This window comes from Kitasatospora sp. NBC_01300 (genome assembly GCF_041435235.1).
In the GTDB taxonomy this organism is placed as follows: Bacteria; Actinomycetota; Actinomycetes; order Streptomycetales; family Streptomycetaceae; genus Kitasatospora.
In genome coordinates this window covers 4,607,121-4,619,064 of record NZ_CP108408.1, presented here as the reverse complement: position 1 = coordinate 4,619,064, position 11,944 = coordinate 4,607,121, and the positions used below count along the sequence as shown (strand labels likewise).

General features: G+C 71.5%; 10 protein-coding genes and 2 tRNA genes. 1 reads left to right on the top strand and 11 read right to left on the bottom strand.

The window, feature by feature from the left end; translation table 11 throughout:
* Window positions 1–63: 63 nt before the first annotated feature.
* From OG556_RS20555 to OG556_RS20530, 6 genes are all read right to left on the bottom strand, one after another.
* Window positions 64–663 (bottom strand): TetR/AcrR family transcriptional regulator, encoded by a 600-nt coding sequence (locus OG556_RS20555; RefSeq protein ID WP_371518391.1) that lies wholly within the window; start codon window positions 661–663, stop codon window positions 64–66.
* A gap of 96 nt (window positions 664–759) precedes the next feature.
* Entirely contained in the window at window positions 760–1,182 is a 423-nt protein-coding gene (locus tag OG556_RS20550; protein WP_063351327.1) for a MaoC family dehydratase, read from the bottom strand.
* A gap of 5 nt (window positions 1,183–1,187) precedes the next feature.
* Entirely contained in the window at window positions 1,188–1,646 is a 459-nt protein-coding gene (locus OG556_RS20545) for a MaoC family dehydratase N-terminal domain-containing protein (protein ID WP_363369376.1), read from the bottom strand.
* A gap of 154 nt (window positions 1,647–1,800) precedes the next feature.
* Window positions 1,801–1,965 (bottom strand): 50S ribosomal protein L33, encoded by a 165-nt coding sequence (rpmG, locus tag OG556_RS20540; RefSeq protein ID WP_006604855.1) that lies wholly within the window; start codon window positions 1,963–1,965, stop codon window positions 1,801–1,803.
* A gap of 83 nt (window positions 1,966–2,048) precedes the next feature.
* A tRNA-Met gene (locus tag OG556_RS20535) sits at window positions 2,049–2,121 on the bottom strand.
* Window positions 2,122–2,164: 43 nt separating this feature from the next.
* Window positions 2,165–2,237, bottom strand: a tRNA-Thr gene (locus tag OG556_RS20530).
* Window positions 2,238–2,539: 302 nt separating this feature from the next.
* Here OG556_RS20530 and OG556_RS20525 point away from each other — a divergent pair.
* On the top strand, window positions 2,540–3,811 hold the full coding sequence (locus OG556_RS20525; RefSeq protein WP_371518389.1) for a hydrolase: 1,272 nt from the start codon (window positions 2,540–2,542) through the stop codon (window positions 3,809–3,811).
* Window positions 3,812–4,053: 242 nt separating this feature from the next.
* On the opposite strand, the gene OG556_RS20520 is transcribed toward OG556_RS20525, so the two are convergent.
* The 5 genes from OG556_RS20520 to kdpA all read right to left on the bottom strand — a co-directional run bounded on the left by OG556_RS20520 (window position 4,054) and on the right by kdpA (window position 11,943).
* Window positions 4,054–4,728, bottom strand: coding sequence for a response regulator (locus OG556_RS20520; RefSeq protein WP_371518387.1), 675 nt, complete (start codon window positions 4,726–4,728; stop codon window positions 4,054–4,056).
* A gap of 60 nt (window positions 4,729–4,788) precedes the next feature.
* On the bottom strand, window positions 4,789–7,341 hold the full coding sequence (locus OG556_RS20515; protein WP_371518385.1) for an ATP-binding protein: 2,553 nt from the start codon (window positions 7,339–7,341) through the stop codon (window positions 4,789–4,791).
* Window positions 7,342–7,517: 176 nt separating this feature from the next.
* On the bottom strand, window positions 7,518–8,153 hold the full coding sequence (gene kdpC / locus OG556_RS20510; RefSeq protein ID WP_371518384.1) for a potassium-transporting ATPase subunit KdpC: 636 nt from the start codon (window positions 8,151–8,153) through the stop codon (window positions 7,518–7,520).
* A gap of 14 nt (window positions 8,154–8,167) precedes the next feature.
* The gene (kdpB, locus tag OG556_RS20505; protein ID WP_363580038.1) at window positions 8,168–10,282 is read right to left on the bottom strand and encodes a potassium-transporting ATPase subunit KdpB; all 2,115 of its coding nucleotides are present in this window, start codon (window positions 10,280–10,282) and stop codon (window positions 8,168–8,170) included.
* Window positions 10,282–11,943 (bottom strand): potassium-transporting ATPase subunit KdpA, encoded by a 1,662-nt coding sequence (kdpA, locus tag OG556_RS20500; RefSeq protein WP_371518382.1) that lies wholly within the window; start codon window positions 11,941–11,943, stop codon window positions 10,282–10,284. Before kdpA ends, kdpB begins: the two co-directional genes overlap by 1 nt.
* Window position 11,944: the final 1 nt, after the last annotated feature.

Below are 11,944 nucleotides of genomic sequence, written 5' to 3'. Positions count from 1 at the left end.
AGTTATTGATCACTAACTTTCGAGGCCCGAAAAAAGGCCGCACGGACTCCACCGTGCGGCCCGCTACTCCCCGCCCTCGCCGTGCTCTTCGTGCTCGCCGTGTTCTTCGCGCTCTCCGAAGCCCAGGCCGCTCCAGATCCGGTGGTCGCGGGGGTACCCCAGCGCCACCAGCGTGTTGATCAGCATCCCGTACGCGAAGAACTCCGCGGCGCCCTGCACGTCACCGCCGATCCGGTTCCTGACCCGCTCGAACAGCTCCTCCCAGAGCCTCCGGGCGGTCTCCCCGATCTCGTCCTCGCCGGTCGTCCGGGCCGCGAACACCGAGACGTAGAGCTGCATCTGCATCATGAGCTGCTCGCTGTCCGCGACCAGGCCCAGGTACGCCTCGGACATCGCCTGGGCGGCCGCCGGCCCGGTCAGCCCGACCGAGGCCTCGTCGAAGACCTTCCAGGTCTCCTCGATGCAGCGCTCGGCGGCGGCCGTGAAGATCGCCTGCTTGCCGGGGAACAGCCGGAACAGGTACGGCTGCGAGACACCCACCCGGCGGGCGATCGCCTCGGTGGACGTCCCCCGGTAACCGCTCCTGGCGAATTCGATCACCGCGGCGCGAACGACACTCTCGCGCCGCTCCTCCGCGCTCATCCGCATGCTCGTCCTCGCCATGAGAGCCAAGTTAGTGGCCAATCACTATCTTCGCAAGACCGACGGGCGCGGCGGGAATCCCGTCGAACGGGCCCCGCCGCAGCCGAAAGAGGGGCCTCAGGCGAGCCGGACGACCGCCCTGGACATCCCGAGCACCTTCTGCCCGCCGGTGGTGGCCAGCAGGTCGACCTGCACCTTGCGGTCGTCCAGCAGCTTGGCGACCTTGGCCGACACCTCGACCACCGCGCCGACGCCGTCGTTCGGCACCGGGACGGGGCGGGTGAAGCGGACGCCGTACTCGACCACCGCGGCCGGGTCGCCGACCCAGTCGGTGACCACCCGAATGGCCGCAGCCATGGTGAACATTCCGTGCGCGATGACGTCCGGCAGGCCGACCTCCACGGCGAACTTCTCGTTCCAGTGGATCGGGTTGAAGTCGCCGGAGGCGCCCGCGTACCGCACCAGGGTGTCGCGGGTCACGGGGAAGGACTGCGCCGGCAGCTGGGTGCCGACCTCGACCTCGTCGTAGCTGATCGCCATCGTGTTCACTTCCCCGTCTCGTCGGCGGCCCGGGCCACCAGCGTCATGACCGACGTCACCACGTGCTCGCCGATCGCGTCCGACACCTCGCCACGCACGGTGAGCACGTCGTTGCCCGCCAGCGACTTGATGTTGTCGATGGTGACCGCGACCGTCAGCCGGTCACCGGCCAGCACCGGGCGGGAGTAGGAGAACTTCTGGTCCCCGTGCACCACTCGGCTGTAGTCCAGGCCCAGCTCCGGGTCCTCGACCACCTGGGAGGCCGCCTGGTAGGTGATCACGAACGGGAAGGTCGTCGGGGCGATCACGTCGGGGTGGCCCAGCGCCTTCGCCACTGCCGGATCGGTGAACGCCGGATTGGTGTCCCCGATCGCGATCGCGAACTCGCGGATCTTCTCCCGGCCGACCTCGTACGGCTCGGTGGGCGGGTAGGTCCGCCCGATGAAGGAGGGGTCGAGTGCCATGGGGCAACTCCTCGGAAGCACGGTGGATCCGGCGGCCGTTGCCGCCGGCGGGGCGCGCATGGGTGCATACGCGAAAAACTCCGGGCCGCACCCCCTGAGGGATGCGGCCCGGAGCTCAAGACCTGTCACACAGGCCCGATGCCCTGCGAGAGGGTCAGCGGGTCTCGCGGTGCGCGGTGTGCGAGTTGCAGCGGGGGCAGTGCTTCTTCATCTCAAGACGGTCCGGGTCGTTACGCCGGTTCTTCTTGGTGATGTAGTTCCGCTCCTTGCACTCCACGCAGGCCAGCGTGATCTTCGGGCGGACGTCGGTGGCAGCCACGGGAGTGCCTTCCTGGGACAACGAATAAGAACACAACAAGAGTAGCCGACCGGGAGTGCGATCTCCCGACCGACTACGCGGGGTAGCGGTGACCGGACTTGAACCGGTGACACAGCGATTATGAGCCGCTTGCTCTACCAACTGAGCTACACCGCCACAGTGATCCGCAGCACAACCGAAGCCGACTGCTTTTCACCAGAGCCCCCATGCGGAATCGAACCGCAGACCTTCTCCTTACCATGGAGACGCTCTACCGACTGAGCTATAGGGGCGAACGAGGAAGAGATTACACGTTCCGCGCCCAGAGGTGAAATCCGTATCCCGACGCGAAGACCGCAGGTCGGCGAGGTGAACGGACGGACGATCCAAGGCCCCGCGTTCGATCGGCCCACCAGCCGCACGGCCCGACCCGATACGACTATTGCCCGCCTCCGAGCGCCCCGCCCCCATGCGCCATAGGCTCGATCCTCATTGACGGGGACGGCCCGGGGCGTCAGAACGACCCGGGATCAGGACGACCCGGGATCAGGACGGTCCGACCGACCGGACGGGCCAGCGCGGGAAGGAGCCTGCGATGGACAGCGCAGCCGCCGACGGACCGCACTCCGGCTCCGGCCCGACAGCCAACCCGCTCGGGCACGGGCCGGTCCTCCTGCTCACCGGCGCCCGGTTGGCCGACGGGCGGGTGGTGGACGTCCGGATCAGCGGTGACCGGATCCAGGCCGTCGGCACCGTCGGCAGCCTCGGCCCGCTACCCGCCCTGCCCGGCGCGCCCACCATCACCACGGGCGCCAGGATCGACCTCAAGGGCTACCTGCTGCTGCCGGCCCCCGCCGAGGCGCACGCCCACTACGACACCGCCTTCTCCGCCGCCCTCGCCGCCCCGCCGCCGGAGAGCCCCTCCGACCTCACCCGGCGGGTCACCGAGGCCGCGCTCGCCTCGCTCGGCTACGGCGCCACCGCCCAGCGCACCCACGTCCGGATCGGCGACGTGCACGGGCTGCGCCGGCTGGAGGCGGTGCTCACCTCCCGGCAGGCGCTGCGCGGCCTGGCCGAGCTCCAGGCGGTGGCGATGCCCCGGCTGCTCACCGGCCGGGCCGGCGCCGACGGCCGGGCGCAACTGCGCGAGGCGCTCAAGCTGGGCGCCACCGCGGCCGGCGGCTGCCCGGAGCTGGACCCGGATCCGGCCGGGTACGTCCAGGTCCTGCTGGAGGCCGCCCGGGAGGCGGACTGCTCGGTGGACCTGCACACCACGGCCGGCGATCCGGCCCAACTCGCCCGACTCGTCGGTGCGTTGGCCCCGCTGCGGCCTCGGGTGACGCTCGGGCCGTGCGGGGCGCTGGCCCGGGGCGCGTCCACGGTGCTGGCGACCGGCGGGGTGCGGGTGGTCTGCCTGCCGCAGAACGGCGGCTGCACCGGGCTGGAGGGCCGGTCGCCGGGTCTGCGGCCGGGCCTGCTCCGGGAGTTGACGGCGGCCCGGGTGCCGCTGGCGGCCGGCAGCGGCGCGCTGCGGGACCAGTCCAACCCGGTCGGCCGGGCGGATCCGCTGGAGTCGGCGTACCTGCTGGCGGCGGGCGGGGAGTTGGACCTGGAGGCGGCGTACGACGCGGTGGCGAACCAGGCCCGGGCGGCGCTCGGGCTGCCGCCGGTCCGGGTGGACGCCGGGTTCCCGGCGGAGCTGCTGGCGGTGCGCGGGGACAGCCTGGCCGGGGCGCTCGCGGGCGGCCACAGCCGGCTGGTGGTGCACAGCGGCCGGGTGGTCAGCCGGACGAGCGCGGTGCGGGAGTTCGCGGACACCGTGGCGCTGGCGCTGCCCCGGCAATCCGGGAGCACCGGCGGGGGCTGAACGGCCCCCCTGGAAAGTTCAAGGGGCGCGCGACGGATGTCGCGCGCCCCTCCCCCACCTGCTGGCCGCCGTTCAACGGCGGCTGGAGCGGTCCGGGCCTCCCCCACATTGGAGCCGGGCCCGCTCGGTCAGCACTGACGCTACGCCCACGGAACACCGCTCCGGGCCTGCCTTGACGCTCCCCTGTCGGCCTCCGGCCCGCTCTTGACGGGTCGTTGACGCGGCGGCGGCCGGGGCGGCGCTCAGGGCTCGTACCGGTACCCGATCCCCGGTTCGGTGATCAGGTGCCGCGGGCGGGCCGGATCGCGCTCCAACTTGCGGCGCAGCCCGGCCAGGTAGACCCGCAGGTAGTTGCCGCGCGCCTCCTGGGCCGGCCCCCACACCTCGCGCAGGATCTGCCGCCCGGGCACCAGCCGGCCCGGGTTGGCCACCAGCAGGGCGAGGATCCGCCACTCGGTCGGGGTGAGCCGCACCGGGCCCCGCGGGCCGGTCACCGTGGTGGCCGTCAGGTCGACGGTGTGGTCGCCTATCACCGGCCGCCCCAACGGGGCACCGCCCAGCGGCCGGCGCAGCACGGCGCGCAGCCGGGCCAGCAGTTCCTCCATCAGGAACGGCTTGGTGAGGTAGTCGTCGGCGCCCGCGTCGAGGGCGCCGACCTTGTCGGCGGCACCGGACCGGCCGGAGAGCACGATGATCGGCATCGCGCTGTGGGTGCGCAGGCCGCGCAGCACGTCCATGCCGTCCAGGTCCGGCAGGCCGAGGTCGAGCAGCACGGCGTCCGGGGCGGAGTGCGCGGCGCGGTCCAGCGCCTCGCCGCCGCTGGCGGCCGTCCGCACGGCGTACTGCCGGGCGCTGAGGTTGATCCGCAGCGTGCGCAGCAGGGCCGGTTCGTCGTCGACGATCAGGATCTCGCTCATGCGGTCACCTCGCTCCGCCCGGCGGTCACTTCGCGGGACACGTACCTGTCGGCGGTTCGTTCAGTTCGTCCACTCATGAACGGGCTCCTCCCGAGTGGCGGCGGGCAGGGTGAGCAGCATGGTGGTGCCGCCCCCGGGGGTGTCCTCGACCTCCAGGCTGCCGCCCATGGCCTCGGCCAGACCGCGGGAGAGCGCGAGGCCGAGGCCGACACCGGTGGTGTTGTCGGTGTCGCCGAGGCGTTGGAAGGGCAGGAAGACCCGGTCGCGCTCCTCGGGGGCGATGCCGGGGCCGCGGTCGATCACCCGGATCTCGACCTGGTCGGCGTGGTGGCTGGCGGTGACCAGGACGGGCGCGCCGGGCGCGTTGTAGCGCAGCGCGTTGGTGATCACGTTGGCGAGCACCCGCTCCAGCAGCGGCGGGTCGGCGAGCACCGGCGGCGCGGTGTCCAGGTCGAGCGGCTGGATCGGAGCGTACGGGTCGGGGAGGCTGTCGAGCGCCCGGGGCAGGATCTCGTCGAGGTGGGTCTCGGTGAGGTGCAGGGTGAGCGCGCCGGCCTGGAGGCGGCTCATGTCGAGCAGGTTGTCGACCAGGCGGGTGAGCTTGACCAGCGACTCGTCGGCGGTGGCGAGCAGTTCGGCCTGGTCCTCGGGCGAGAACTCGACGTCGGGGCTGCGCAGCGAGCCGACCGAGGCGAGCGCCGCGGCGAGCGGGGTGCGCAGGTCGTGGCTGACGGCGGCGAGCAGGGCGGTGCGCATCCGGTCGGCGGCCTTGATCGGCTCGACCTCGGCGGCGACCATGGCGAGCCGGTCGCGTTCCAGCGCGACGGCGACGTGCGCGGCGAAGGCGGTGAGGACGCGCTGGTCGGCGGCCGGCAGCCGGCGGCCGGTGAGGACCAGGACGGCGTCCGCGCCGACCGGCACCTCGGTGGTCTCGCTCTGCCCGTCGGAGTCGTCCTGGTGCTCGGCCTCGGAGTGGGCGAGCACCTCGTCGTCGGCCCGGGAGAGCAGCGCGACGGCCTGCATGCCGAAGGCCGTCCGGGACTTCTCCATCAGGGCGGACAGGGCGTCGGCGCCCCGCAGCACGCTGCCGGCCAGGGTGGAGAGGGTCTCGGCCTCGGCGGTGGCACGGGCGGCACGGCTGGTGAGCCGGCTGGCGTGGTCGACGATGGTGGCGACGGCGAGCGCGACGGAGGCGAAGACGATCAGGGCGACGATGTTGTTGGTCTCGCCGATGGTCAGGGCGTGTATCGGCGGGATGAAGTAGTAGTTGAGCAGCAGCGAGGCGGTGACCGAGGCCAGCAGGGCGGAGACCGCGCCGCCGAGCAGGGCGACGATGACCACGCCGAGCTGGAAGATCAGCGCGTCGGTGGTGAGGTTGATGCTCTCGTGCGCCTGGGACAGGATCGCGGTCAGCAGCCAGGGCACCACGAGGCCGGCCGCGTAGCCGGCGATGGTGCGGCGCCTGGAGTGGCGGCGGCCGAGCGAGGGCAGCCGGCCGCGGCCGGTGAACTCGTGGGTGACCATGTGGACGTCGATGTCCTCGGAGTCGTCCACGGTGGTCTCGCCGATGCCGGGGCCGGTGAGGAAGCGGTTGATCCGGCCGCGGCGGCTGGTGCCGAGCACCAGCTGGGTGGCGTCGTGGGCGCGGGCGAAGGTGAGCAGCGCGGTGGGGATGTCGTCGCCGACCACCACGTGGTAGCTGCCGCCGAGGGTCTCGACCAGCTGGCGCTGCTGGGCGAGCGCGCCGGAGGAGGCGCCGGCCAGGCCGTCGCTGCGGGTGACGTGGACGGCCAGCAGGTCGCCGCCGGCGGTGCGGTCGGCGATCCGGGCGGCGCGGCGGATCAGGGTCTCGCCCTCGGGGCCGCCGGTGAGGGCGACCACGACGCGTTCGCGGGTCTCCCAGACGCGGTCGATGTTGTGGCTGGCCCGGTAGTCGCGCAGGCCCTCGTCGACCCGCCCGGCCACCCAGAGCAGGGCGAGTTCGCGCAGGGCCGTGAGGTTGCCGACCCGGAAGTAGTTGGAGAGCGCGGCGTCCACCTTCTCCGCCCTGTAGACGTTGCCGTGGGCCATCCGGCGGCGCAGCGCCTGCGGGGCCATGTCGACGAGTTCGATCTGGTCGGCCCGGCGGACCACCTCGTCCGGGACGGTCTCGCGCTGCGGGATGCCGGTGATCTTCTGGACGACGTCGTTCAGCGATTCCAGGTGCTGGATGTTGACGGTGGTGATGACGTCGATCCCGGCGGCCAGCAGTTCCTCGACGTCCTGCCAGCGCTTGGCGTGGCGGCCGCCGGGGATGTTGGTGTGCGCCAGTTCGTCGACCAGCACGACGGACGGACGGCGGGTGAGCACCCCGTCGAGGTCCATCTCGTCGAACTCGGCGTCGCGGTAGGAGCGTTGGACACGCGGCAGGACCTCCAGGCCGTCCAGCATGCCCTCGGTGTGGCGGCGGCCGTGGCACTCGATGTACCCGACCGCGACGTCGGCCCCGCGCTCCTGTCTGCGCCGGGCCTCGTCCAGCATCCGGTAGGTCTTGCCGACCCCCGGGGCGGAACCGAGGTACACCCTCAGCCGGCCCTTGCGGATGCCGGTGCCGGGGGCGAGGTCGCGGGCCATGGGCACTGCTCTTTCGTTCCTGCGAGGGCTGCCGCCAGGGCGTCCTCGGGCCGGGGTCGGGACGTACGGCGGCCGACCCGGGCGCGGGGGTGGTGCCCCGGCCCGGGTCGGCCTGTTTCACGGATCCAGCCGTTGACCTGTCGCTTCTGTTCCGCTGGTCATTCCTGTTCCGCCGGTCACTTCTGTTCCGCGAGGGCCCGGTTCAGCAGGAGGACGTTGACGCCCTCCTGTCCGAGGAAGCCGAGCGAGCGGCCTTCGGTGTACTTCTCGACCAGCTTCCGCACCGCGTCCGCCGACAGGTTCCGGGTCTTGGCGACCCGGTTCACCTGCTCCTCGGCGTAGGCGACCGAGATGTACGGGTCGAGGCCGGAGCCGGAGGCGGTCAGCGCGTCGGCCGGGACGCTCTCCGGGGCGACGCCGTCGAACTCGGCGGCGGCGGCACGGCGGTCGTTGACGGCCTTCAGCAGGTCGTCGCTGTTCGGGCCGAGGTTGGAGGCGCCGGACGAGGACGAGTCGTAGCCGGTCCCGGCCGCGGAGGGGCGGGGCTGGAACCACTTCGGGTCCGGCTGCGCCTCCTCCTTCGGGTCGTCGGGGTTCTTCTTCGGGAGGTTGAAGTTCTGGCCGATCAGGCTGGAACCGACCTCCTTGCCGTCGGACTTCACGAGCGAGCCGTTGGCCTTCTCGGTGAAGGCGACCTGGCTGATCCCGGTGACCAGCAGCGGGTAGGCGATCCCGAGGATCGCGGTGAGCACCAGCAGCGCCCGCAGTGCGGTGAAGTGGGTGCGGACGGTCGTCGGCAGGGGCTTGGACATCGGATTCTCCTCTCTCAGCTCAGGCCGGGGATGAACTGGACGATCAGGTCGATCAGCTTGATGCCGACGAACGGCACCACCAGACCGCCGAAGCCGTAGACCCCGATGTTGCGGCGCAGCAGGGAGCTGGCGTCGGACGGGCGGTAGCGCACGCCGCGCAAGGCGAGCGGGATCAGGCCGATGATGACCAGGGCGTTGAAGATGATCGCCGAGGTGATCGCGGACTGCGGGCTGTGCAGGCCCATGATGTTGAGGTGGCTCAGGCCCGGGTAGACCCCGGCGAACATCGCGGGGATGATCGCGAAGTACTTGGCCACGTCGTTGGCGATCGAGAAGGTGGTCAGCGCGCCACGGGTGATCAGCAGCTGCTTGCCGATCTCGACGATCTCGATCAGCTTCGTCGGGTTGGAGTCCAGGTCGACCATGTTGCCGGCCTCCTTGGCCGCCATGGTCCCGGTGTTCATGGCCACGCCGACGTCGGCCTGGGCGAGCGCGGGGGCGTCGTTGGTGCCGTCGCCGGTCATCGCGACCAGCTTGCCGCCCTCCTGCTCCTTCTTGATCAGCGCCATCTTGTCCTCGGGGGTGGCCTCGGCGAGGAAGTCGTCCACGCCCGCCTCCTCCGCGATCGCCTTGGCGGTCAGCGGGTTGTCGCCCGTGATCATGATGGTCTTGATGCCCATCCGGCGGAGCTCGTCGAAGCGCTCCCGCATGCCCTCCTTGACCACGTCCTTGAGGTGGATCACCCCGAGGACGCGGGCCGGCTTGGCGCCGACCTTGGTGGCCACCACCAGCGGGGTGCCGCCGGCCGCGGAGATCCCGTCGACCAGGGCGGAGACCTCGTTGCCGACCGAACCGCCGTTCTCGGTCACCCAGTTGGTGACCGCGCCGGCCGCGCCCTTGCGGACCTGGTGGACCGCCTCGGCCTCGTCCAGGTCGACGCCGGACATCCGGGTCTGGGCGGTGAACGGGACCCAGGTGGCGTGCGTCAGCTCGCCCTGGGCGCGGGCCCGCAGGCCGTACTCGGTCTTGGCGAGGACCACGATCGAGCGGCCCTCCGGGGTCTCGTCCGCGAGCGAGGACAGCTGCGCGGCGCTGGCCAGCTCCTCGGTGGACACGCCCGGGGCGGGCAGGAACTCGGCGGCCTGGCGGTTGCCCAGGGTGATGGTGCCGGTCTTGTCCAGCAGCAGGGTGTTGACGTCGCCGGCCGCCTCGACGGCCCGGCCGGACATCGCCAGCACGTTGCGCTGCACCAGCCGGTCCATGCCGGCGATGCCGATCGCGGAGAGCAGCGCGCCGATGGTGGTCGGGATGAGCGCCACGATCAGGGCGACCAGGACGATCATCGACTGCGGGGCGCCCGCGTAGGTGGCCATCGGCTGCAGGGTCACCACGGCGACCAGGAAGACGATGGTCAGCGAGGCGAGCAGGATGTTCAGCGCGATCTCGTTCGGCGTCTTCTGCCGGGCGGCGCCCTCGACCAGGGCGATCATCCGGTCGATGAACGACTTGCCGGGCTCCGAGGCGATCTTCACCACGATCCGGTCGGACAGCACCTTGGTGCCGCCGGTCACCGCCGAGCGGTCACCGCCGGACTCGCGGATGACCGGCGCGGACTCGCCGGTGATCGCCGACTCGTCGACGCTCGCGACGCCCTCGACGACGTCGCCGTCGCCGGGGATGATCTGCCCGGCCTCGACCACCACGTGGTCACCGAGCCGCAGCGCGGTGCCCGGCACCTCCTCCTCGGCCTGCGTGGCGGGCCAGTCGGTGAGCCGGCGGGCGACGCTCTCGGTCTTGGTCTTGCGCAGGGTGTCGGCCTGGGCCTTGCCGCGGCCCTCGGCGACGGCCTCGGCCAGGTTGGCGAAGATCGTGGTGAGCCAGAGCCAGACGGTGATGGCCCAGGCGAACACGGACGGGCTGGCGATCGCGGAGACGGTGGTGACCACCGAGCCGACCTCGACCACGAACATGACCGGGTTCTTGACCATCACCCGGGGGTCGAGCTTCTTCACCGCGTCCGGCAGGGACGCGACGATCAGCTTCGGGTCGAGCAGGCCGCTGGCCACTCTGTGCTGCGCGGCGGGCTCGGCCTTGTCGGCCGGTGCGGGGTTGAGCGTAGGGGTGGACATCAGGAGAGACCTTCCGCGATCGGCCCGAGAGCCAGGGCCGGGAAGTAGGTGAGGCCGACGACGATCAGGATGACGCCCGACAGCAGGCCCACGAACAGCGGCTTGTGGGTGGGCAGGGTGCCCGGGGTGGCCGGGACCGGCTGCTGCTGGGCGAGCGAACCGGACAGCGCCAGGACGAAGACGATCGGCAGGAGGCGGCCGAAGATCATCGCCAGGCCGAGCGCCGTGTCGTACCAGTCGGTGTTGACGGTGATGCCGCCGAAGGCCGAGCCGTTGTTGTTGGCGGCCGAGGTGAAGGCGTACAGCACCTCGGAGAAGCCGTGGGCGCCCGAGTTGAGCATCCCGGCCCGCTCGCCCGGCAGGGCCATCGCCAGGCCCGTGCCGACCAGCACCAGGGTCGGCGTGGTGAGGATGTACAGCGAGGCGAACTTCATCTCCCGGCCGCCGAGCTTCTTGCCCAGGTACTCGGGGGTGCGGCCGACCATCAGACCGGCGACGAACACCGCGACGATCGCCAGCACGAGCATGCCGTACAGGCCGGAGCCCACACCGCCGGGCGCGATCTCGCCCAGCATCATGTTGAAGACCGTCAGCCCGCCGCCGAACGGCGTGTACGAGTCGTGGAAGGAGTTCACCGCGCCGGTCGAGGTCAGCGTGGTCGAGGCGGCGAACAGGCCGGAGGCGGCGATGCCGAAGCGCTGCTCCTTGCCCTCCATCGCGGCGCCCGCGGCCTGGAGGGCGGTGCCCTGGTGCTGCGACTCGGCGAAGGTGAGCAGGGCGGTCGAGGCGACCCAGAACAGGCCCATCACGGCGAGGATCGCGTAGCCCTGGCGGTTGTCCCCCACCATCCGGCCGAAGGCCCGCGGCAGCGCGAACGGGATCAGCAGGATCAGGAAGATCTCGACCAGGTTGGAGAAGCCGGTCGGGTTCTCGAACGGGTGCGCGGAGTTGGCGTTGAAGAAGCCGCCGCCGTTGGTGCCGAGCAGCTTGATGACCTCCTGGGAGGCCACCGGGCCGCCCGGGATCTTCTGCACCTCGCCGCTGAGCGTGGCCACCTCGTGGAAGCCGTGGAAGTTCTGGATCACGCCGGAGGCGGCCAGGACCAGGGCGAAGACGATCGAGATCGGCAGCAGCAGGCGCAGGTTGATCCGGGTGAGGTCCACCCAGAAGTTGCCGACCCGGTCGGTCCGGTTGCGGGTGAAGCCCCGGATCAGCGCGCCGACGACGGCGATGCCGACGGCCGCGGAGACGAAGTTCTGCACCGCCAGGCCCGCCATCTGCGCCAGGTGGCCCATCGCGGACTCACCGGCGTAGGACTGCCAGTTGGTGTTCGCGACGAACGAGATCGCGGTGTTCCAGGCCTGGTGACCCTCCATCTGCGGAACGCCCAGGTTCAGCAGCAGGTAGCCCTGGAGGCGGATCAGGCCGTAGAGGAAGAGGACGGAGACGGCCGAGAAGGCCAGCACCGAGCGGAGGTACACCGGCCAGCGCTGATCGGCGTCGCCGTCGACGCCGATCACCTTGTAGATGCCGCGCTCGACTCTGAGGTGCTTGGTGGTGGTGAGGAGCTTGGCGATGTAGTCGCCGAGGGGGCGGTAGCACAGGGCCAGGGCCCCGACCAGGGCCAGGGCCTGCAGCCAGCCCGCGAGAGTGGATCCCATG